We start from the raw sequence: 23012 nt of genomic DNA on the forward strand, positions 1-23012 counted from the left end.
ATTATTTATTTGTTGTTTTTTTTGAGCTTGTTCAATATACTTTTTTTAGAACTATTTATCAACCAATATTGATACAAAAAATTTGGATGACCTATCAAAAAAATCATTTTAAAAAATGGAGAAAAAGAATTTATTCTTATTTTTTTATTTTCCCATTCTACTATATTATTAAAGTAATTTTTAGCTGTTACTGAAACACTTCTTTTCAACAAAGTATATTCATCAATTGACATAATTTCAGATGATTTTGACTTGAAATAATAAGCTAAACTTATTAAGCAATTTTCAACTGATATACTTAATTTATTACTAGAAATATTATCTCCATGTTTTCGTAAAGAAAGTAAGCTTTGATTTATATTTATAATTTTTCCAATTTTCGAAATTCTCAACCATAAATCGTAATCTTCTGCAACGTGCATTTTTGGATCATAACCTCCAACTTTAAGTAATAATGTTTTGTTTATCAAAACTGATGGGTGAACAACATTTGAAATGTGTTTTTTTAAGTTTGCTAAAATTTCTTCTGGATTGGTAGCTAATTTAGTTTTACCATATGGTTTACCATTTTCATCAATTAGTGTGACTTGAGTACCAATTACAGCTACACCACTATCAATGAACTTTATCTGTTCTTCAAGACGATTTGGAGCCGAAATATCATCGGCATCCATTCTAGCAATCCAACTCCCACGACTATGAGCAACAGCTAAGTTCAAAGAATCAATAAGTCCTGTATTAGGTTTTTGAAAAACTCTTATTCGTTTATCATCAAATGACTCAATTATTGATTGAGAATTGTCAGTTGAGCCGTCATTAATAATAATTAATTCAAAATTAGTAAACGTCTGTTCTAACATGCTTTTGATTGATTCAGTTAGAAATTTAGAGGCATTGTAAACTGGTAAAATAACTGAAATAAAAGGTAACATATAAATGAATTTAAACGATAAAGATTGTTATTTTTAAATATAATGATTTGTGATTGCAGTAAAAACATCAAGTAGGATTTGATATCAATTAAAATTGAATTCCTTTAATAAAAAAACAGCGATTAATTATTTGTGCAACTTATTTACTAATATTAGATTTTAATCCAATTTTCAGGTACAATATCTTTGTAATTTTCTTCTGAACTATTAAACCACTTTTGTGGAGCAATAACAATTTTATCCGGATTGCGATTTAACCAAGCTCCCCACCAGCTAAAAGAGCTATTTGCAATAATGTTATGCTTGCATTGACTCATTAAATACATATCTTTATAACTATCCGCGTTCTTATTTATATTTATTAATTGACATGGTACATATATGTTTTTAACAAAGGCACTTGAAAACTCAACGTCATCAGTAAATACATATATTTTGATATTTTCTTGCGTAATCATTCTACTTAACAGTAAATCAACAGCTTTGGTATAATAAGATTCCGTACATACACCTGAATAAATATTAATCCCCAAATAATCTCCGCGCCTTATGTGTAGTGAAATAGAACAATTGTTAGCAACTTCTTTAGCAATGTCAACGTTTGTATTATCAATATCTTTAAAAACAAAAGCTTGTCTTATCTTATCTTCAATTTGAATAAAATATTTTTCACTTTGCCAATATCCGTTAAGGTATTTACTATTGTTACTAAAAACATTTTCATCGTAACAATTAAGGTCGCTATAAACAAAAGTTTTAAGTTTGCTTTTTAAAGCTAACCTGAGCTTTAATAAATTCCATCTACTGAACTTATTTTCCAGTTTATTGATTCCGAAACATCTGTCGAGTTCAAAACCGTTGTGCATTTTTACATAAGAATATAATGAACAGTCTAACGATACATTTTTTTCTTTATGCTTTAATGCAAGATATAAGGCGTATTGAAACATCTGATTTCCCAAACCTCCTGACATTACTATTTTTTTCATTTCATAATTCTTTTTAAGCAATATTTAATTTTATTATTTAAAAAATTCTCGATTGGAGTTGTCAATATCAACCTAAATTTATCGAAAAGGACTGACAAAAATATCGTAATCAAAATCAAAACAATTATCTGAAAAACAAAATTAAAATTATATCCATTTTCGAAAAATAAAACATTCACATAGTTATAAAAATTAACTCCTCCCTCCTGGATAAGATATACAGACAGTATTGATCCAGAAATCCAGTTTACTAATTTGTTTTGAAAACTAAGCTTTAAAAAAGTGATAAATAAAAAAATTGTAGATAACAATACCAATGGATTATTATAAAAAAACACCTTAAATATTAAATCATTTGAAATTTTAAAATAGAAAAGTGAATAAGCAAATAAACCTGATAATGAAGAACAAATTATATAACAAAGAAAAGAATGTGATCTAAACTTTCTTAATAAAATATTATTTGGCAATGATAAATAATGACCTATAATATAAATGAGAATAAAATTAATAAAATTATAACCATTATTTAAATGTTGTTCATTTCTGAAAAAACCAAACCAAACACTAATTACAAAAAACGTAAATATCAATATTAAAATTTGATGTTGATTATTGTTTTTCAAAAAAAAATTAATTAACGGCGACAGCAAAATCAATATAACATAATGAGTAATAAACCAATATGTTGGATATGATATTGGGAACAAAAGCCTAACAAATACTCTCTGAACATTTATCACTCCATCATCAACTAAAAAAGAACTAACTAAGTATGTAAGGACACCATAAAATGCACAAACAACATACAATTTAACCAATGAATTTGAACTAAATTTAATCAAGTAATATCCTGAGATCATTACAAAAAGGTTGACCCCAATAATCAAAAAACTATTAATAAATAAAGAAACTTCAATTCCATCAAAAAAAACGCTTTTGCCTAATAAATAATTAAACAATCCTAAACCATGATATATAAAATGATGAAGAACTATAAATGTCATTGAAATAATCCTTAGAAGCTCAATATTTGAATTTCGCAGATTTTGTTTTTTTACTACTTCCATAAATTTGAGATACCTGCATTCCCTATCAATTCAAGAAGAATATTTAAAGAAAGCAAAATTGCGAATATTAAACCTAATCTTTTTCTAAATTGAACAAGTGATATATGTGCGAAAAACCATGGTAACGTAAGTACAATACCTTCCGCAATATATCCAATGTGCATATGCTTAGTTATAATTCCAGATAATGCTATACCAAAACCGAATAAAGTTAGGATACTCATATTTTTAGTTGTAAAAAGATATTTTGCTTTTTGAATTAGCAAAGTCAAATACGATAATTGGAAAATTCCTAGCAAATAATCTGGCAACTGATAAGATAAAGTAGGATCTACTTTATACAACATAAATTGTGTCCAAGGGAATGGCCCAATAACTCCGAAAACTAATTTTATAGGTAAAAAAAGCCATCCTGAAGCTGAAACGTAACCAGAAACATAGTCCTTATCCTGTAAAATTTCATTAGCAGCCAAATATAATAATATTAAAATAAGCGGGAGAAGCAGGATAAGATATTTTCTATTTCTTCGCTCAACAAATACATAATAAATTACTAAAGACACTAAAAATATAACTGGATATACAGTACGCAGCAGAAAGCTAATATATAACAGCAAGCTGATTGAAAATATTTTTTGAAAAAATGTCTTACTTGTCGTAAAATAAATAATTAGGCCTACAGATAACAAACCCATTCCTATTTGATCTCTATAAAAATTATCGGCAAGCAAAAACATAGGAAACAAAGCACTAGTCACTGCAACTGCGGAGACCTTTGCTTTATCATAAAGCAAAATAAATTGAGCAATAAACACAAAGTTGATAGACAACAGTGTGGTAAAGAATATATTTATCGGTGTTATAGTCAAAACGTACCCCCCCAAATAAAAAAGTGGCATACTTATTAAATTCCAAATCTCAGGATGACTAACTTCAAAACTCTCCTTGTCAAAATAAAGAATGTCATCATGAACTACTTTGCTCCTTACAGCATCAGATACTTGATTAAAAACAGAATGATATTCATGCCAAAAAGAATTAGGTAAAGCACCATCACCTAAAAAATAATTCGGATCAACAAATATCAAATAATGCGAAACACCCAAAATGAGCTTCAATAAAAAAATACCACTAAAAAAAACTACCCATTTACTTGAACCTAAAATTAATTTTGTTGAAAGAACTGTTAATAAAAAAAAAATTATGGTGCCACTTACCAAACTAGACATTAGACTATCGGGCATTGAAAATATTGTTAACAATGTCCAAGAAAACAATAATATCATCAAAATTCGATAGGGATACTTCGTTTTGCGTTGCTCAATTATATAATTATTCAAAATCAGTAGTGATTAAATGGAGATTATTTTGATGATTAATTTTTTGACACTTTTTTTTATATAGTTATAAAGCGATTCCAATTTCCAAAGGATAAATAAAACTATAAAATTCTTCTTTATCATAAAATTTACTTTTGGTGATAAATGAGCATAATCCATATTACAATTACAGTTTTCTAAAAAAACGAGAAAGTTTTTGCAGTGATCTACAAAAACTTTGTATGCCATTCTCTTTTGAAGCGAAACAGTCATGTAACTGCAGTAATCATTTATCTTGTTTACACATAAATAAGAAAGATAATTATTATTTTTCTCATCAGAAAAATTGAGATTATTTAACAATTGTAGTTTTATGGTAAAAAGTTGATTAATATAACTTTCATACATTTTAAATGGATGAATTCTTTGATATAGCCCCTCACCAGTAATCCAATAGTTATAACCGCAGTATGGAAAAACACTTATAGTTTTGCTTGACAACATGCATTTGTATATGAACAATGTATCCTCACCAGCTGACAACTTGGTGTCATAAAAAATGTTGTTAGATTTGATAATCTCAGTGCGAATTAATTTGTTGCAAACTGTATTCAGAACTCGTGACTCTTCTAATCTAATTAAATCTAAATCACTAATTCTACCTTCGAATTTATCTTTATAAAAAATATTTATCTTTCGCTTATTGGCGTAAGAATAATTATAGGTAAATCCACAAACAATTATATCCAATAATTCCCCATTGACTATTGACTTAGAATATAATTGTGATAGATAATCATCATTTATTGTGTCATCTGCGTCAACAAATGTAATATAATCACCTTTTGCATGAGTAATACCAATATTTCTAGATTCAGATACTCCCGTGTTAAATTTATTGATTAGAAATATATTATCGTGATGATTCACAAATTTTTCAACTACAAATGCAGAGTTATCAGTTGAACCATCATTGATGAGGATTATTTCATAATCTAAAAAGCTTGAATCAAGAATACTGTTTATACATCTTGGCAGTAATGATTCCTCATTATAGAATGGTATAATTATCGAAATTTTTACTGCATTCATAATAGAAATAATTTATATTATCGAATAAAATATTTTTTTATTGCATTATGCCAATAAGATTCATCAGTTAAATCTTTATATAAAGTAAAGGCCCCTTCAGAGACTCTTTCGTATAAATGTGGATCTTTACTTAATTGCATCATTTGGCTAACCATTGTTTTACAATCACCAACTTCTGCAATAAAACCATTTTTTTCATTTATTATCCTTTCGCCATGAATACCAACATTGAAAGTGAAAACTGGTTTTTTTAAACCAATAGCTTCAAGTAAAGCAAATTCAGTAGTTGTTGGCCATATCGTTGGTTGTATAATTCCTAATGAACCAGCAATTAATTCGCCTAAACCATTACCCCAACTATAACTGCCGGTAACCTCTAAAAGTCCTGCTGAAATATACTCCCCCAAAGCGTATTTACTTATAGCTTGCTCCGCTTCTTGATCAGAATAATATGCTATTTTAATTTTTGTTGACAAACCTGAACTTTTCATTTCATCTAGCAAACTAGGAATAAACTGATATCCTTTTTCAGTTCTATCCTGAGCAATACATAAAAAATAGTCGCCTCTACAAGGAATTAAATTTTCTAATTTACTTTTATTGAATGTTAATGGTATTTTGATGCATTTATCATCTGCCATCCCTATTTTCTTATAAAACTCTAATTGTTCATTTGTTGAACCAATGATATAATCAACTTGAGATAATGCTTGTTGTATTTTTTTTAATATGTTCCATCTGTAAATATCTTTTGCATAATCAACAGTTGTATTAATATTGCATTTCTTTTTCCATCTCGGTATAAATGAAGAGAAACTTAAATTGTTAATACATTCAAAACAAGGAGAATTAAGATCATTTGAATAACTTCTAGCACAAAAAAAATCTTGAGTGTAACACATAGAAACAACTTTAATATTTCTCTTTTTAGCTTCTTCAATAAATACACCAGCGTAAGGAAAAACACCTGCAACTAAAAAAATAATATCTGGTTTACATTCGTCTAACACCGCATTATATTCATCGCGAGAAAAATCGAAATCATGCGAATATGTATTCTTTTTGAATCGTCTAAGAAATGATTTACCCCCATCATCAAACATTTGATTTGAACCATCATTTGAATATACATTAATAACATAACCATTTTCCCTTAATAATTTTGCTTTCTCGTTAGCAGCGAGAGAACCAGACTGTTTATTAAAAAAAACATCCACGATTAATAACATATTATTCTTTTTCATACTAGTAATTTGAAAATTATTTTTGTTTATTATTTTTATTATTTACTATTGATTTCTTTATAACATTTTTAATCTACTCATACCATTAAAGTAGACTATTGATTGTTAAAATGTTTATTGTTATTAAAACTTAATTTGAATTGTGTTTTTTGACCCTAATGATTAATTGTTTTAAAAATTGTCTATTGGTAATTAACAAAACAGTAACATATGTCAGAGTAAATAAAGCTAAATAAATAGACATAACTTCTATTTGGAAAAAATCAATCTTTACTACATAATGTAAAAGCACAAATGGAGCTGTAATTAAGAATAATTTATAACATATTTTCAATATTACATTAATATCAACATCTAAGTGTTTCTTTAACAAACTTAGATAAAGCCTAATAAAGAGTATTCCGGAAATAAATGTTGCTATTGGTACAGCATAAATCTGTGTTTGTTTTACAATTACTAAAAGTAGTAACACATAGAATATCATACTGATCACATCCAATTTGGCTGATTTATTAATTAAACCACCAGCATAAAGCAAATTTATAAAATATTGTTTGAGTTGAGTAATCAACAAAGAAATTACAATAGAAGCAAGCAATAAATCTCCTCCATACTTATCTAATCCTACCCAGAAATAAATTATTGACTTGCTGAAAACTACAGAATACACTAATGCCGAAAACAACACTGTCAAGAAAAACAATGATACTTTCTGTGTAAGATTATTTATTTCCTGTTTATTTTTTGAAGCATAAGTAAGGGAGAACAGTGCAAAAAAAGAACCATTGGCCATGCTTACAAAATTACAGGCAACAAAGGCAATTTTACTAGTAATATCATAAACAGCAGCAAGAGTTGGACTAATAAAAAATGCTAAAATAAAACTTTGAGAATTTCCCATAATTACACCAGATATACGCGACAAAAACGGGTAAAAACAATCTTTCAACAATGCTTTGACAACATCAAAATCATAAGTTGGTTTTGATAAATTTAATTTTCTCCATTTGATAAAAATCCAGCTACCCTGACCCAAAAGGTTCAAAATTGCACGGGTAATATAACCTAAAGCTAAAGAAACAACTCCAAAACCTAAATATAAATAAGTTATTAAGGATAAAACGCCTATAATATTTACAACAGTTGTAATAATACCTGTTGTTTTGGTTTCCTGCCAAACTTGTGGAAATGCGCCTATAAGAGAAGTGATCAAAGATAGAGCCGCAGAAATAAGACTTACGATATAAGCAGTAGTAATTGAACGCTTTATATTTTCATCAGCATTTATCCAGTCAGCGATAAAAGGAGCTAATGACAAACCCAACACTAACAAAGTCATAGACATGAACAAAGCGGTATATAAATTTGCTCCCGCAAGCTGAAAGAACATCCTGTCATCCTTTTTTGCTAGTGCAACTGACATTTTTTGAGTTATTACACCTGATAATCCCGACTCAACCAAGCCAAGCATTCCAACAACATTTCCAGTTGCCAGCCAAGCACCATAAGTAGATACTGGCATAAATTTGAAATAAAGAGGAACCATTATTATTCCATTCACAATCATCACAATTGCATTAATGGAATTAAATAAATAGTTAAAAATTGAAGCTTTATACTTTGACATTATATTTTAGCAATCATCACCAATGATTTTTTTTAAAAAAATTTTCTTTAATTATGATTGAAATTAAATTAAGTTTTTAATGTCAATAAAATCAAACGGTACTGTATCCGCAGGATCAAACTGTTGATCAGAATAAGCTAACAATATAAAATCGGTGCTAGTGCTTACGTTAAAAAAAGCATGAGCAATGCCTGCAGGTACGTAGATAGTAACTGGATCATTAGCATTTAAATAAATTTCTTTACGCTCTTTTGAATCTAAATCTTCTAGTTTTAAAAGGCACTCGCCCGTTATTAACGTGAACCATTCATTTGCAAGAGGATGATAATGCCCGCCTTTCATTTCACCGGGAGTTGCCATTGTTAGGTAAACTTCTCCTGTGTTATTTGGAAGATTAGATTCTTTTCCTGTAATGACTTTCAAGAACCAGCCACGAGTATCCTCGATTTTGTTTCTTTTATAGCTGATTATTTTTTCTGACAAACTCATTATTAACTCTCTTTTTTAAAATAATCTAAAATACCTTCTTCCAAGCTTATTGTTGGATTCCAACCTAAATCTTTAGCTTTTTTATTATCTAACAAAATTACCTGCATAGATTCATCTTGCCTTTTTGCTTTTCCAAGTGCATCATTGTGATCCTTATTAAAATGCTTAAATATCAATTCAACAACATCTTTAACCAAATTTTGTGTGTCCGATGTTATATTATAAATACCTTTTTCAACATTTTTAAGGCAAAGCATCATTATAAATGAGCAGACATCCTTAATATGTAAAAATTGCCTGATTTGGGTTCCGGCAGTTAATTCGAGTTCTTTTTTTTGATCTAGGCTTTTAATAAGATACGGAATCAATCGATTTTGATTTTCGTTTTTCCCATAAATTGAAGGCAAGATTATATGATAATGATTTATTTTGGATAATGAATCATTTACAAATCTTGTTAATAGTCTTTTTGAAAGGCAATAATGATTTGGAACTTCATAATCTGAAAGTGCCACTTCTTTTTCACTAAACCTTTTTAGTTCTTCCTGTGCTCCAATTTCAAAATAAGATCCAAAAGTGATATATTTTCCCTTGAAGTTATTTGCGTCTAAAAAATTAGCAATCGTAATTGGTAGGAACACATTAAGCTGATAAATCTCGTCTGAGCTATACTTTTTTGAGGACTGAACTCCTCCTGCGGCAGCAAAAACTATAACATCAAATTCTAAGAAAACACCTAAATCTGGTATAGAATCTGGAAAAGAAAACGAAATGAACTGATGATTTTTAGTAGTTTTTTGTCTTGAAAAAAGTGTAAGCTCATGATTTTCCTCCTCTAAATCAGCAATTAAATAACTTGCCAAAAAAGAAGTAGCACCAATAATTGCGGTCTTAGTCATTTTTTTGATTTAAGTAAGTTGTAATATTTTCTTCAACCAAGAGGTTAATATCTTTTTCACCAGAAATAAAAACATTATACCAATTCATAGTAAGACTTATAGCTTCACTGCTAGAAAGTAAAGGTTTCCATCCTAATGTTTGAACTGCCTTTGAAATATCCAATCGTAATAGTGTGGCTTCGTGTGGTTGATTTTCTAATATAGGGCATTCATAAGTTCCCTTTCCAAATATTAAAATTGCCAATTTCACGAGATCTTCTACGGTAAAGGCATCTTCATCAAAAGGACCAAAATTATAAGCTCCCGAAAATTTCAGTGGTTCTTGATCAATTTTTAGTCCTAGCAATAAATAACCCATCACAGGTTCAAGAACATGTTGCCAAGGGCGAATTGAATTTGGATTTCTGACAGATAATACTTTGTTATTTCTAATAGAATTAACAATGTCTGGAATAATCCTGTCTTTTGACCAATCGCCACCGCCTATTACATTTCCGGCTCTTGCCACAGCAATTACTTTTTGATGCTCTGAATAGTTTGACGTATTAAAAAAGGAATTCCTGTAAGAATCTATAACTAACTCTGTACACGCTTTACTTGCGCTATAAGGATCATAACCGCCCAATCGATCTGTTTCCCTGTAAGGATAAACCCATTCATTATTCTGATAAACTTTATCTGTTGTAATTAGTACCAAAGAGCATTTTTTTTCAAGTAAACGGACAGCCCCTAAAACATATGCAGTTCCTAACGCATTGACTTCAAAAGTTTCCGCAGGAATTTCATAAGACAATCGCACTAAAGGTTGTGCGGCAAGATGAAATACAAAATCAGGTTCAAAATCTAAAATTTCTTTCGATAAACGTTCTTTATCTCTTAAATCAGCAATGACCGATATACAAAGTGAATCTCCATTAATTATATGATACAAATCGTCGTCTTGTTTTGGTGCTAGCGCATATCCTTTAACAGTGGCTCCCAGCATTGACAAGGTCTTTAACATCCAAGCTCCTTTAAAGCCTGTGTGTCCTGTTAAAAAAACCCGTTTGCCTTTATAGGCTTCTTCTAATTTCTTAAACATAATTTACCACGTTTTCCAAGCTGCTTTATTTAAAGCCCAACTCTCTTCGAGTTCTACTTTATCTCTTAATGTATCCATTGGCTTCCAAAAACCATGATGACGATAACCAATCATCTGTCCATCTTTTGCTAATTGTTCCATTGGTTTCTTTTCAAAAATAGTATCATCTCCATCTATATAGTCAAAAACCTCTGGCTGACAAACAAAGAAACCTCCATTTATCCAAGCGCCATCTCCCTTTGGTTTTTCTAAAAAAGAGTTAACTTGATCATTTTCACCAAACTCCAAGGCACCAAATCTTCCTGATGGTTGAACTGAGGTCACTGTGCAATATTTTCCGCTATTTTTATGTTTTTCGACTAAGCTTTCAATATTAACATCAGAGACACCATCTCCGTACGTAAGCAAAAAAGGTTCGTTTCCGATATGCTTTTGGATTCTCTTAATTCGTCCACCAGTCATAGAATTTACTCCAGTATCTACTAGAGTTATATTCCATGGCTCAGCTTGCGTGTCATGAACTTTAACAGAATTGTTTTTTAAATCTATAGTGACATCTGATTTATGTAGAAAATAGTTTGCAAAATACTCCTTTACAACATAGCCTTTATAGCCTAGACACACCACAAAGTCATTGTACCCATATGATGAATAAATCTTCATAATATGCCAAAGAATAGGCATCCCTCCGATTTCTACCATTGGCTTTGGCTTCAAAACTGTTTCTTCTGACAGTCTTGTACCAAGACCTCCTGCTAATATTACAACTTTCATATTTATATCAAATTTAATTAGATATTAGTAAATATTACTGAAGACCATAAAAGGTTTCAATACAAGATTATTTATTAAAAAATATTTTTTTACTGGAATATAACGAATTCTATAAAACGCGTAATTTTTATTAAACATTATAACCACTAGAATTAAGTCCCTTAAATCTACTTTTTATTAAAAAATCTCTAAATCACTTGCTACCATCTCTTTCACCATAGCAGCTAAATCATATTTTGGTAGCCATCCCAACTTTGTTTTAGATTTAGAAGGATCTCCTATCAACAAATCCACTTCTGTAGGTCTATAGTATTGTGGGTCTACGCGAACAACTATTTTACCAATTTCTAGTTGATACAAAGGATTGTTACAAGCTACAATTCTAGCCACTTCATTTTCATTCTCCCCTTCAAAAGCTAATTGTACTCCAATTTCTTCAAAGGCCATTCTAACAAAATCACGGATATAGGTAGTAACGCCAGTTGCAATGACATAGTCTTCTGCTACCTCTTGCTGCAAAATACGCCACATCGCCTCCACATAATCTTTGGCGTGACCCCAATCTCTCTGAGAATTTAAGTTACCTAAGTACAAACACTCTTGTTTGCCTAAAGCTATAGCGGCAGTAGCCATAGTTATTTTACGGGTCACGAAAGTTTCCCCTCTTCTAGGCGATTCATGGTTAAATAAAATCCCATTACAGGCATACATCCCATAGGCTTCACGGTAATTTTTGGTAATCCAAAAACCATATATTTTAGCCACTCCATAGGGAGAACGCGGGTAGAAAGGGGAATTTTCATCATAAAATCCGGCAGCATTTTTATTTTCGGCCAAGCCTCCATACAATTCAGAGGTAGAAGCTTGATAAATTCTTGTTTTATTGGTCAATCCTAAAATACGTACCGCCTCTAAGATTCTCAAAGTACCGATACCATCTACATTAGCTACATACTCTGGAGAATCAAAAGATACTTTAACATGCGACATCGCTCCAAGGTTATAGATTTCATCCGGTTGCACTTCCTGAATGATTCTTATTATATTCGTAGAATCGGTCAAATCACCATAATGCAGTTTAAAATTCACATGGGCTTCATGCTGATCTTGGTACAAATGATCAATACGCTGTGTATTAAAAGAGGAGGCGCGGCGTTTCACCCCGTGAACCCTATACCCTTTTTCTAATAGCAACTCGGCTAAATAAGAACCATCTTGACCTGTGATTCCTGTAATAAGTGCTGTTTTTTGCATGTTTTTTTTAATTGGTTAACTGCTTATTGGGTTAATGGGTTACGTGCTTAATCGTTCTCTAACCTATTACTAATTCCCTAAGCGATTGAACTTTCCAAAAGGATTAAACTTTACCTTTTAGTGTGCTTTTATTATTAATTTGAAACTTATAAAGAGCATTAAGTTTATTTAAAATGGCATCAAGTTTAATCCTGATTTCCGTATATTTATCTTCATTTATATACTTCATATCTAATGCAGTATTCAAATGATCAATAGTTTCTAATCCTGTTGCATAGGACATGTTGGTAAAATAAGCTTGATCAAAATTAGAAGCTCTTCCAGATCCTTCTGCTAAATTTGCAGCAATACTAGCCGCCGCCCTGTTGATTTGACTAATTAACTCAAACCGTTCTTCTTTCGGAAATAACTGGCTCATCATTTTTATTTCTTTTTTGAATTTTCTAGCTAGTTGATATACTTCTAATTTTTCAAAAGAATAAACATGATATTTCATATGGTATAGCTTGTTATTAAATGTTTAATTAGTTAAACAATATTTATTTATTAACTAGTAAGACAATTAAACTTTCCTCAACGTTTAAACAATTAACCTTTCTCTACCCCAACTTCTTTCCCTAACGATTTAATCAATTAACCGATTAATCTTCACCACTCTATTATCTTTTCCCTAACCGATTAATCATTAATACCAATAACCTTTCTGTCCCCAATCTCTTTACCTAACCATTTAAACAGTTGACCGATTAATCTTCTCCTCTCGATTATCTTTTCCATAACCGATTAATCGATTAAACCATTAACCTTACAACTTCACTTCCTTAAACGCATTCAAGTTTTCCAAAAACCAGTCGTAAGTTAATTGTATCCCTACCCCCAAGGACACTTGATGTTGCCATCCTAATTGGTGCATTTTAGAAACATCCATCAATTTTCTGGGAGTACCATCGGGTTTGCTACTATCCCAAAGGATTTCTCCTTGATGTCCTGTGATCTTCTGAATGGTTTCCGCTAAATGCTTGATCGTTAAATCTTCTCCTGTCCCTACATTATATAAATAGTCCGGAAGCTTATTTTCTAAGGCAAAAACCACCGCAGCAGCCATGTCATCAACAAAAAGAAACTCTCGCATAGGTGTACCACTACCCCACAAGGTGACCGGTGCATGATTGTTACGTTTCGCTTCATGAAATTTACGAAGCATGGCGGGCAAAACGTGAGAGGAGGTTAAATCGAAATTGTCATGCGTGCCATATAAATTGGTAGGCATTAAACTCACATAATCTTTACCAAATTGTTTTCGTATGGCTTGACAAGCTTTGACACCCGTAATTTTGGCCAAGGCATACCACTCGTTGGTAGGCTCTAAAGAATCGGTCAATAAATAATCCTCTTTTAAAGGCTGTGGTGCCATTTTAGGATAGATACAAGAACTACCCAAAAAGATAAATTTTTCAACACCAGCTTGTAATGCAGTATCGATAAGGTTGTTCTGGATTTGCATATTCTCCATAATAAACTGGTAAGGATAATCGTTATTTGCCAAAATCCCACCTACCTTAGCCGCAGCATCAATGACCACATCAGGTTGTGCTTTCGCAAAAAACTCCTGAACGTCTTGTTGATTTCTTAAATCTAACTCCGAACTTGTCGCCCCCAGTAAATTAGTATAGCCGTTAGCGGTCAACGTCCTCCAAATAGCACTACCCACCATTCCTCGATGACCCGCTATATATATTTTAGTATCTTTATTCATCTTCTCAATACTTAATTCTTAATACTTAATACTTAATACTTAATACTTAATACTTAATACTTAATACTTAATACTTAATACTTAATACTTAATTCAAAAGATCCGATTGTCCTTCTTCTAATTGCGCATACAACTGTTTCACCTCTTGTGAAGCAGCCTTCTGCAAAATCAAATTAGCAGTTGCCGTATGGACAAAAATAGTGTCTTGCAACCCCAAAAAAGAGGTATGTGTAGAAGTCCCAATTACCATATTCCCTTGCGAGTCTACCGGATGTCCATGGGCTTTCAAATAAGCATACACCGCTTCAAAAGACCCTAAATCAGACCATTCAAAGTGAGATGACACCACTTTTATTTTTTTACTGCGTTCCATTACAGCATAATCAACACTAATAGAAGGAATCGCCATAGAAAGCGCCAAATCCAAACGCCCATCAACCGCCTGTTCCCAGGCTATTTTGGAGGTACGATACACCTCAGGAGCGTGTTGTTGCAATTCGTCTAAAAACACGCCTGCTTTAAAGCAAAACAAACCACTATTCCACAAAAAATCACCTTGAGCAAGGAAGGCTTTGGCAGTTTCCTGATCGGGTTTCTCCCGAAAAGAAAGCACATTCCCTTCACGGTGTTCAATATAACCGTATCCAGTTTCCGCATGAGTGGGAACGATGCCAAAAGTCACCAAATACCCAGCCGTAGCAGTAGCAATAGCTTGTGATAAAGCGTCTTGATACGCCTTGCCTTCTGCTATAATGTGATCAGAGGGTGTTACTACTAATATAGTATCAGGAGCCGCAGCAAAGGCAGCAAAGGCAATAGCTGCTGCGGTATTCCTAGCCGTAGCTTCAATGATATCGGTATAGGAAGTAGACGTTTTTTCTAAAATCTTGCGGCTCAACTCGCAGTTGTCAGTATTCCCAACCACCACTACCGCATCTGCTAGTGCACGATTGCGGGCAACAGTCATCTCAAATAAGGACTTCCCCTCAAAAAGTTCCAAATATTGTTTCGGTTGACTTTTACGCGAAAGCGGCCACAACCTACTCCCCACGCCCCCTGTTAAAATCACATGGGTAATTGTATTAGTACAACTCAAAATCATTATTAAATTATTTTTTCTTTTGCAGCCACCACTTTGCGTAATCCTGAACTCGAAAACCGATGATCTCTCGTATTGAAATACAACTCAATCCCTTTCGCTTCACAATACATTCTTCCAGTAAAATTTTGTTCACGGTATTCGTCGCCTACAATACGCACGTCAATTTTAAAAGAGCGTAAAATATCCTCTAAATCCTGTTCGGTAGCGTAAGGAACAATCTCGTCAACGAATTTACAGCCTTTCAATTGGATATAGCGTTCCACTACCGTTTGCACCGGTCGGTTTTTATCAGGTCGATCCAAAGTAGGATCCGTTTGCAAACCTACAATTAAATAGTCACATTGTCGCTTGGCTTCTTCTAACATTTTAATATGTCCCGCGTGCAATAAATCAAAAGCACTAAAAGTAATTCCTATTTTCATATTGTTAAGCCCCCTAGCCCCCGAAGGGGGAATTAAGTAGATGGCGTTTATTTTTTAATTCAACTGGGTGTTGGCTATTGGCTGTTGGGTTTTCGGTGTTGGCTAAGGTCTAATTACTAATTACTAATCACCACTCACTAATAAGTTCCACCCCTTGTCAACCACAATCCAACAACCTTAAACGATTAAACTCTTAACCCCTTAAACAATTAAACCTCTATTTGATTTAACCCGATACCCTAAAGACATAATCATATCCAAATTATAGTATTCAACTTGGTACGTTTTACCATCACTGGCAGTTGTCGTAAATTTTGCGACAACTTGAATCCCATCAAGTTCTTCTTTTAATGCGTTAGCAACATGCTTACCAATTGTTTTTACGTCACGCCCAAACAAATCAGCTAATTGAAGTCGATTCAACCAAACCATCTCGTCTTCAATCCTAACCTCAATATGACTGGAAAGCCTATCCGATTTATATAAAATAATTTCGTTGGTATTCATTGAAACGCTGATATAATTTAGTTGTTGGGTTTTAGCTATTGACTTTTGCTTTTGACTTTTGACTTTTGACTTTTGACTTTTGCCTTTTGCCTTTTGACTAAGGGATACTCTCCAATATCATTCAGCTAAGCGTTTTTTTTGTCATTCTGGGGAACGAAGACACGAGCGAAGCGAATTGGCGAAGCAATCACATAATATGAACAGCTTGTGTGTTTCCTCCTGCGTCGGAATGACAAAATCGAGAGTCTTTTTCCTTAACTTAACGACATTGCCTTCTCCCCCACAATCCAACAACCTTAAACGATTAAACCTTTAAACTCTTAAACCCTTAAACTCTTAAACCTTTAAACCCTTAAACCTTTAAACCCTTAAACCTTTAAACCTTTAAACCCTTAAACCATTAAACTTTTAACCCCTCCAACTCCTCCGCGCCCTTGCGTCTTAGCGGTAAAAAACAAAAAACCCTCAACTCCTCCAACGGCTTCGCCACTGTAACTCCCATTTCGGAACCTACAACCCTGCTATTTCCCTGCGAAAGTAGCACAAAAAAATAAGAATACTCATATTATTTAAAACTTAAATAAGAGAATTCGTAGGTCAACAAATAAGTTGTTAAAAAAAGACAAAAAGATAAAAAATAGACTGCAAAACACCGTATTTATTGAAAATTTAAAAATTTCAGAAACCACAAAACGGCCTTTTACTACTGTTTTCTTCTTACTCTACGGTCCTGCAAACCCAGGAACATGCATTTTACGAAAACAAAAACACAACAAAACGCCTCATTACTACCCAAAATCCCCGATACTATGCCAAAGTCTTATAAAAATCTATTACACCACCACCACTCCTAACACCTCACACCTTTACGAGCTTCTAATTTTCCACACTAAGACCTAATCCTCAAGTAAACAGCCACCATGACCCAATCCGTGCGTTTCCAAAACAAAAAAGAAGAAGACCCCATCCACCTCTTCTTGTCTGCACAAAATCCCCCTTCACCTAGGCACCTCTCCCTCAATTTCATTAAATTAAGAAATTTTAGAGGGAAGAGCAACAATTCTTGATTTTAGTTTTTTGTGCTAATAGAGTAAAAATCACTTGTTTTCAGCGACTTACCCATCTAAAATCAAAAATCGTTAATCAAAAATCAGCAATCAAATTATTGCTTTTTCCTTAACTTAATAACATTGCCCCGAGAGGGAATGATGTATTAGGTCTTATATTCATTTTGAGAGGAAAATGTTCACCTCCCTTTAGATTCAGGAAAACGAAACTGCCACCCGACTCCCCCTTCTATGCCCTTAAACACCTTAATTGGCTCAAAGCCACCCCACTGCATAAAAAACTACCATGACTTATATGTTACATTTAATCTCGGCACTCTCTTTTAGCTTTTGACTGTTGGCTATTAGCTTTTGGCTAAGGACTGATTACTAATTACTAAAAAGTTTCATCCCTTCTCCCCCTCAATCCAACAACCTTAAACTCTTAAACCTTTTAACGATTAAACTTTTAAACAATTAAACCCTTAAACGATTAAACCTTTAAACGCTTAAACCTTTAAACGATTAAACCCTTAAACGATTAAACTTTTAAACGATTAAACTCTTAAACAATTAAACCCTTATACCCTTAAACCTTTAAACAATTAAACTTCTTGTTGGCTTTTGGCTAATTACTAATTACCATTCACCATTCACAATTCACAATTGCCAATAACCATTTTTAGGAGTTCCTATACGGGATAAAATACCAGACGCCTTTAGCTTAAGTATATTATTCTTTATTTTTCGTTGTGATATACCTATTGCAATAGCCAACTCATTAGTTGTAATTCTGTTATTACTTTCTATAAGAGTTATAATTTTAAATTGATTATCGGTGACCTTATCGGTGACCTTATCGGTGACCTTATCGGTGACCTTTTCTGAGACATTATCCTCAGCCAAACTCACCCTCTGTTTCGTATAACTAACAGTCCATAAAAAACCGCTGGCAACTTCTCCAAACTCCATTTTCATAGTAGGGTATTCCTTGATTCCTTTACGGATTCTACCAAAACCACTACCATATTTCTCTATGTCACCCGTAAGATAAAATGCTTCGGCTATCAATTTATTTCGAGCTATTGCTTGGTAATTATCATTTTTAAGCTGGTCTACGGTCAAATTTCCATAAAGACCACCTGGATTATAAATGGTGATATAATTATCGAATAGCTTAATCTGCAGATCAATCGGACTCATATAATCTCGATGAATAATAGCGTTTAGTACTATTTCTCTAAGAGCAGGCAAGGGATATTCGAAAATTTCCGTACGCTGTGTTGGCATTCCTTTGATCTCAAAGGCTACTTTTATCTGCCCAATAATATACCTCATGGTCTCCTCAACCACCTCAAACAAGGTACTATTGAGCATCTTGTCATCAATAATCATCGAAGGGGTTTTCAGCCTGCCAAGATGAACATTATACCCTGTACTTTCTTTAGAAAACAACAACCAAGCAGCATTACTAACGACATCGCCATTCACTAACTTTAGTTTTTGAAGCTTTTCTAACCAAGTACCTTCGAGATTGAACCGTCCCATAGCACTTACTTTTTCAAAAAAAGCAGTGACCTTATGGATATCAAGGTCATCCAAACTCTTGCCATGAGCAGGATAGGAGTCCCAAGAAAGTTGTAACGATTGCAAACTCAGATTCGTAATTTCTATTGCCGAAAGTTGATGATTTGCGTTTTTTATCCTTTTATAATATCGACCTCTAAAAGAAGCTGGCTTTACAGGAAATTCATTAACCCTAATACTAACCACTTCTTTTCCTTGTATCGTTACCGTCTCTATGTCGGCAATGATACTAGGTTGCGTTTTATTTTTTATTTCGTTGATCCAATGTTGTATCGTTTCCTTACCGAGTGAAAAATTAGGAACTGGTATCCCCTTATCATCTAAACCTACATAAACCGTCCCACCCTTAGCATTCACAAAGGCACACAAAGTCTCTATCACAGTTTCATTAAAACTGGATTTGAATTCTATATGTTGATTTTCTGTAATCATTTTTTTTGAATGCTATTTCATATCATAAGACCAAATATAAAGGCATAAACCGACAACTCCTTCAAAATCGTTTACCAATCAATCCTAACACCATTAAGAATCCTGCCAAAAATCCACTCATCATCAATCAAATCTGGGATTTTCCCTTACCTTAATGACATTGCCCTTGTCCCCACAATCCAACAACCTTAAACTTTTAAACAATTAAACCCTTAAACGCTTAAACCTTTAAACGATTAAACCCTTAAACTTTTAAACTCAAAATCTTTCGCGCCCTAGCGTCTTCGCGGTAACCCCCTTCCAACAATTGGGTTATTTTATTACAAACGGCCAAATTTCCAGATTTCTTCCAATACTGTATATCTGAAACAGCATTGGGGGTGTATTTTATTTCCATAAATCTTCTAAAGGAATAGACACCGATTTTCCTTGTTTTGAATCCTCTCGAGATTTAAGTATTTTTTTTACAAATTCAGGGTCGTATGGTTTTTCTTCCACCACTTTAAATTTAATTTTAAAAGCTTTCATCACGGCTTTCAAATTTTCTATTTGACCCTCGTCACTCGGATATACTTTTATGTGTACTGCTTCCATAATTCAATAGGTTTTAGTTAAACAATGCATTTAAAACACCAAACTATTACAATTTCTCTAAGGTTTGAAATACAAACTTACAAATATCCTTTTTAACTCTTCACTAAGAGCTGCTCACAATCTAAAATCAAGAATCGTTAATCTTCAATCTAAAATGATTGCTGATTTTTGATTAACGATTTTTGATTGCTGATGTATAAGATGCTGAAAATCATATAATTTTTACTCACTGGCTCCAAATCTAAAATCAAGAATCGTTAATCTTCAATCTAAAATGATTGCTGATTTTTGATTAACGATTTTTGATTGCTGATGTATAAAATGCTGAAAATCAAATAATTTTTACTCACTTGCTCCAAATCTAAAATCAAGAATCGTTAATCTTCAATCTAAAATCTCTTAACTCAATGAAATTACCCCACACCCCCAATGTCATTAAGTTAAGGATTAAATGATAAAATGATTGCTAATTTTTGATTAACGATTTTTGATTGCTGATATACAAGATGCTGAAAATCATATAATTTTTACTCACTTGCTCCAAATCTAAAATCAAATCTAAAATCAAGAATCGTTAATCTTCAATCTAAAATCTCTTAACTTAATGACATTGCCCCACACCCCCAACGTCATTTAAGGTAGGGATTTTAGATGCAAGACTATCTACTCCTGATTCTAAATTTTTACTTACAAATAAAAAACACGTGTTTCCCCTTGCCCAGTAGCCCCCCTAGCACTAATTAAAGAACACTAATCTTGATTCTATGTTCTAGCATCTATTTTCTATTCTCTATCATCTATCCGTCTATTCTCTATTTTCTATTAAATCACTTATACTGCTCCTCATAATACGACGCATACGCCCCTGAAGTCACGCTATTCAGCCACTCTTGATTGCTCAAATACCAATCGATGGTTTGTGCCAAGCCTTCTTCGAAAGTAACCGAAGGACTCCAACCCAATTCTTGATTAATTTTAGTGGCATCTATGGCGTAGCGCAAATCGTGTCCAGGGCGATCTTTCACGTAGGTGATTAAACGTTGCGAACTGCCTTCTGGGCGTCCTAATTTTTCGTCCATGATGCGGCATAAGACTTTTACTAAGTCAATATTTTTCCACTCGTTGAAGCCTCCGATATTGTAGGTTTCGTGGTTAGTACCTTTATGGAAAACCAAATCGATGGCTACGGCGTGATCTTTCACGAACAGCCAATCTCTCGTATAATTACCATCACCATACACCGGCAAAGGTTTGTTATGGATAATATTATTGATAAACAAGGGAATCAATTTTTCAGGAAAATGAAAGGGACCGTAATTGTTCGAACAATTAGTCAATATATAAGGCAGACCATACGTCTCCCCGTAGGCACGTACGAAGTGATCTGAACTTGCTTTGGAGGCCGAGTAGGGAGAATTCGGATCGTAAGGCGTCGTTTCAGTAAACAAGCCTTCAGCTCCCAGAGTACCGTACACCTCATCAGTAGAAATATGATAAAATCGTTTCCCTTCAAAATTGTCTTTCCACAGATTTTTAGCGGCATTCAATAAAATCATGGTCCCAAAAACGTTAGTCTTCACAAACGCTAGCGGATCCGTAATCGAGCGATCCACATGCGATTCCGCCGCCAAATGCAAGACCCCATCAAATTGATGCGTAGCAAACAAGTCGTTAATAAAAGCCTCATCCGTAATATCTCCTTTCACAAAAGTATAATTCGGCGCCTTTTCAATGTCTTTAATATTTTCGAGATTCCCTGCATAGGTCAAGGCATCCAAATTAAAAATATGATAATCAGGATACTTCGTTACAAAGCGTCTCACCACGTGCGACCCAATAAATCCTGCGCCACCAGTAATCAATATTTTTTTCATTTTATAGCTATTTTTAGGTTTAGAAATTTTATTCTTTATGTATTTTCTTAGTTAAATCATTCATTTTTTCAAGCCTTCCCGGCCATCCCCCCACCATCTTTTCAAAAAATCTGCGAATCTGCGGCCATCCTTCCCACCATCTTTTCAAAATAATTCGTGCCTTCGTGGCCATAAAAAAATCCGCGCCCATCCGCTTCATCCGCGTCCATCCGCGTCCCATCACACCCTCTTCTCAAATTAATTCGAGCCTTCGTGGCCATCCTCAAACACAATCTTTTTAAAAAATTTGCGACCCGAGCGATAGCGAACTGACGAAGTAATCTGCGGTCACCCCTTAAAAAAACTTCGCGAACCTTGCGTAACCCTTTGCGCCCCTTGCGGTTAAACATCCTTTCAAATTAATTCGAGCATTCATGGCCATAAAAAAATCCGCGCCCATCCGCTTCATCCGCTTCCATCCGCGTCCCATCACACCCTCTTCTCAAAAAAAATCTGCGAATCTGCGGTCACCCCTCCCCACAATCCTTTCAAATTAATTCGTGCCTTCGTGGCCATAAAAAAATCCGCGCCCATCCGCTTCATCCGCGCCCATCCGCGTCCCATCACCCCCTCTTTTCAAATTAATTCGAGCCTTCGTGGCCATCCTCAAACACAATCTTTTTAAAAAATTTGCGACCCGAGCGATAGCGAACTGACGAAGTAATCTGCGATCACCCCTTAAAAAAACTTCGCGAACCTTGCGTAACCCTTTGCGCCCCTTGCGGTTAAACATCCTTTCAAATTAATTCGAGCATTCGTGGCCATAAAAAAATCCGCGCCCATCCGCTTCATCCGCTTCCATCCGCGTCCCATCACCCCCTCTTTTCAAAAAAAAATCTGCGAATCTGCGGTCACCCCTCCCCACAATCTTTTCAAATTAATT

Annotated in this window: 20 protein-coding genes; all 20 read right to left on the reverse strand. The window is 33.5% G+C overall.

The window, feature by feature from the left end; genetic code table 11:
• Positions 1 to 5: 5 nt before the first annotated feature.
• The 20 genes from ACSVH7_RS14520 to rfbB all read right to left on the reverse strand — a co-directional run bounded on the left by ACSVH7_RS14520 (position 6) and on the right by rfbB (position 22090).
• Complete coding sequence (locus ACSVH7_RS14520; RefSeq protein WP_438067408.1) at positions 6 to 932, reverse strand: glycosyltransferase family 2 protein; 927 nt, start codon at positions 930 to 932, stop codon at positions 6 to 8.
• A 152-nt stretch (positions 933 to 1084) separates the two neighbouring features.
• Positions 1085 to 1921, reverse strand: a complete 837-nt coding sequence (locus ACSVH7_RS14525; protein WP_438067409.1) for an alpha-1,2-fucosyltransferase — start codon at positions 1919 to 1921, stop codon at positions 1085 to 1087.
• On the reverse strand, positions 1918 to 2991 hold the full coding sequence (locus ACSVH7_RS14530) for an acyltransferase (protein ID WP_438067410.1): 1074 nt from the start codon (positions 2989 to 2991) through the stop codon (positions 1918 to 1920). The genes ACSVH7_RS14525 and ACSVH7_RS14530 overlap by 4 nt, the downstream gene beginning before the upstream one ends.
• A complete protein-coding gene (locus ACSVH7_RS14535; protein WP_438067411.1) occupies positions 2982 to 4235 on the reverse strand; it encodes a hypothetical protein in 1254 nt (417 codons plus the stop codon). Before ACSVH7_RS14535 ends, ACSVH7_RS14530 begins: the two co-directional genes overlap by 10 nt.
• A gap of 108 nt (positions 4236 to 4343) precedes the next feature.
• Entirely contained in the window at positions 4344 to 5402 is a 1059-nt protein-coding gene (locus ACSVH7_RS14540) for a glycosyltransferase family 2 protein (protein ID WP_438067412.1), read from the reverse strand.
• 17 nt (positions 5403 to 5419) lie between these two features.
• A complete protein-coding gene (locus ACSVH7_RS14545) occupies positions 5420 to 6646 on the reverse strand; it encodes a glycosyltransferase (protein WP_438067413.1) in 1227 nt (408 codons plus the stop codon).
• Positions 6647 to 6776: 130 nt separating this feature from the next.
• On the reverse strand, positions 6777 to 8273 hold the full coding sequence (locus ACSVH7_RS14550; protein ID WP_438067414.1) for an oligosaccharide flippase family protein: 1497 nt from the start codon (positions 8271 to 8273) through the stop codon (positions 6777 to 6779).
• Between the two features lie 63 nt (positions 8274 to 8336).
• Positions 8337 to 8762 carry a polysaccharide biosynthesis C-terminal domain-containing protein gene (locus tag ACSVH7_RS14555; protein ID WP_438067415.1) on the reverse strand — a complete coding sequence of 142 codons (426 nt, stop codon included), beginning with the start codon at positions 8760 to 8762 and terminating at the stop codon, positions 8337 to 8339.
• A 2-nt stretch (positions 8763 to 8764) separates the two neighbouring features.
• Positions 8765 to 9661, reverse strand: coding sequence for an NAD-dependent epimerase/dehydratase family protein (locus ACSVH7_RS14560; RefSeq protein WP_438067416.1), 897 nt, complete (start codon positions 9659 to 9661; stop codon positions 8765 to 8767).
• Entirely contained in the window at positions 9654 to 10742 is a 1089-nt protein-coding gene (rfbG, locus tag ACSVH7_RS14565) for a CDP-glucose 4,6-dehydratase (protein ID WP_438067417.1), read from the reverse strand. The genes ACSVH7_RS14560 and rfbG overlap by 8 nt, the downstream gene beginning before the upstream one ends.
• 3 nt (positions 10743 to 10745) lie before the next feature.
• On the reverse strand, positions 10746 to 11516 hold the full coding sequence (rfbF, locus tag ACSVH7_RS14570) for a glucose-1-phosphate cytidylyltransferase (RefSeq protein WP_438067418.1): 771 nt from the start codon (positions 11514 to 11516) through the stop codon (positions 10746 to 10748).
• A gap of 177 nt (positions 11517 to 11693) precedes the next feature.
• Entirely contained in the window at positions 11694 to 12770 is a 1077-nt protein-coding gene (gene gmd / locus ACSVH7_RS14575; RefSeq protein WP_438067419.1) for a GDP-mannose 4,6-dehydratase, read from the reverse strand.
• Between the two features lie 103 nt (positions 12771 to 12873).
• Positions 12874 to 13266, reverse strand: a complete 393-nt coding sequence (locus ACSVH7_RS14580; RefSeq protein WP_438067420.1) for a four helix bundle protein — start codon at positions 13264 to 13266, stop codon at positions 12874 to 12876.
• A gap of 309 nt (positions 13267 to 13575) precedes the next feature.
• Positions 13576 to 14526, reverse strand: a complete 951-nt coding sequence (locus ACSVH7_RS14585) for a GDP-L-fucose synthase family protein (RefSeq protein ID WP_438067421.1) — start codon at positions 14524 to 14526, stop codon at positions 13576 to 13578.
• Positions 14527 to 14614: 88 nt separating this feature from the next.
• Positions 14615 to 15622, reverse strand: coding sequence for a mannose-1-phosphate guanylyltransferase (locus tag ACSVH7_RS14590; protein ID WP_438067427.1), 1008 nt, complete (start codon positions 15620 to 15622; stop codon positions 14615 to 14617).
• A gap of 8 nt (positions 15623 to 15630) precedes the next feature.
• On the reverse strand, positions 15631 to 16050 hold the full coding sequence (locus ACSVH7_RS14595; protein WP_438067422.1) for an adenylyltransferase/cytidyltransferase family protein: 420 nt from the start codon (positions 16048 to 16050) through the stop codon (positions 15631 to 15633).
• A gap of 201 nt (positions 16051 to 16251) precedes the next feature.
• Positions 16252 to 16557: a RhuM family protein gene (gene rhuM, locus ACSVH7_RS14600; RefSeq protein WP_438067423.1), complete on the reverse strand. Its 306-nt coding sequence runs from the start codon at positions 16555 to 16557 to the stop codon at positions 16252 to 16254.
• Between the two features lie 1706 nt (positions 16558 to 18263).
• Positions 18264 to 19622 carry an RNA-binding domain-containing protein gene (locus ACSVH7_RS14605; RefSeq protein WP_438067424.1) on the reverse strand — a complete coding sequence of 453 codons (1359 nt, stop codon included), beginning with the start codon at positions 19620 to 19622 and terminating at the stop codon, positions 18264 to 18266.
• Between the two features lie 387 nt (positions 19623 to 20009).
• Positions 20010 to 20216, reverse strand: a complete 207-nt coding sequence (locus ACSVH7_RS14610; RefSeq protein ID WP_438067425.1) for a DUF2683 family protein — start codon at positions 20214 to 20216, stop codon at positions 20010 to 20012.
• An 827-nt stretch (positions 20217 to 21043) separates the two neighbouring features.
• Positions 21044 to 22090: a dTDP-glucose 4,6-dehydratase gene (gene rfbB / locus ACSVH7_RS14615; protein WP_438067426.1), complete on the reverse strand. Its 1047-nt coding sequence runs from the start codon at positions 22088 to 22090 to the stop codon at positions 21044 to 21046.
• Positions 22091 to 23012 lie beyond the last annotated feature (922 nt).

It is taken from the genome of Flavobacterium sp. TSSA_36 (assembly GCF_051547165.1).
Lineage (GTDB): Bacteria > Bacteroidota > Bacteroidia > Flavobacteriales > Flavobacteriaceae > Flavobacterium.

Bases quoted from the DNA above. Each gene is read 5' to 3' on its own strand.
- ACSVH7_RS14560 (WP_438067416.1), bottom strand. From the start codon at position 9,661: ATGACTAAGACCGCAATTATTGGTGCTACTTCTTTTTTGGCAAGTTAT.
- gmd (WP_438067419.1), bottom strand. From the start codon at position 12,770: ATGCAAAAAACAGCACTTATTACAGGAATCACAGGTCAAGATGGTTCT.
- ACSVH7_RS14610 (WP_438067425.1), bottom strand. From the start codon at position 20,216: ATGGAAGCAGTACACATAAAAGTATATCCGAGTGACGAGGGTCAAATA.
- rfbF (WP_438067418.1), bottom strand. From the start codon at position 11,516: ATGAAAGTTGTAATATTAGCAGGAGGTCTTGGTACAAGACTGTCAGAA.
- ACSVH7_RS14550 (WP_438067414.1), bottom strand. From the start codon at position 8,273: ATGTCAAAGTATAAAGCTTCAATTTTTAACTATTTATTTAATTCCATT.
- ACSVH7_RS14595 (WP_438067422.1), bottom strand. From the start codon at position 16,050: ATGAAAATAGGAATTACTTTTAGTGCTTTTGATTTATTGCACGCGGGA.
- ACSVH7_RS14535 (WP_438067411.1), bottom strand. From the start codon at position 4,235: ATGCCCGATAGTCTAATGTCTAGTTTGGTAAGTGGCACCATAATTTTT.
- ACSVH7_RS14530 (WP_438067410.1), bottom strand. From the start codon at position 2,991: ATGGAAGTAGTAAAAAAACAAAATCTGCGAAATTCAAATATTGAGCTT.
- ACSVH7_RS14520 (WP_438067408.1), bottom strand. From the start codon at position 932: ATGTTACCTTTTATTTCAGTTATTTTACCAGTTTACAATGCCTCTAAA.
- ACSVH7_RS14580 (WP_438067420.1), bottom strand. From the start codon at position 13,266: ATGAAATATCATGTTTATTCTTTTGAAAAATTAGAAGTATATCAACTA.
- rhuM (WP_438067423.1), bottom strand. From the start codon at position 16,557: ATGAATACCAACGAAATTATTTTATATAAATCGGATAGGCTTTCCAGT.
- ACSVH7_RS14545 (WP_438067413.1), bottom strand. From the start codon at position 6,646: ATGAAAAAGAATAATATGTTATTAATCGTGGATGTTTTTTTTAATAAA.
- ACSVH7_RS14525 (WP_438067409.1), bottom strand. From the start codon at position 1,921: ATGAAAAAAATAGTAATGTCAGGAGGTTTGGGAAATCAGATGTTTCAA.
- rfbB (WP_438067426.1), bottom strand. From the start codon at position 22,090: ATGAAAAAAATATTGATTACTGGTGGCGCAGGATTTATTGGGTCGCAC.
- ACSVH7_RS14605 (WP_438067424.1), bottom strand. From the start codon at position 19,622: ATGATTACAGAAAATCAACATATAGAATTCAAATCCAGTTTTAATGAA.
- ACSVH7_RS14540 (WP_438067412.1), bottom strand. From the start codon at position 5,402: ATGAATGCAGTAAAAATTTCGATAATTATACCATTCTATAATGAGGAA.
- ACSVH7_RS14585 (WP_438067421.1), bottom strand. From the start codon at position 14,526: ATGAATAAAGATACTAAAATATATATAGCGGGTCATCGAGGAATGGTG.
- rfbG (WP_438067417.1), bottom strand. From the start codon at position 10,742: ATGTTTAAGAAATTAGAAGAAGCCTATAAAGGCAAACGGGTTTTTTTA.
- ACSVH7_RS14555 (WP_438067415.1), bottom strand. From the start codon at position 8,762: ATGAGTTTGTCAGAAAAAATAATCAGCTATAAAAGAAACAAAATCGAG.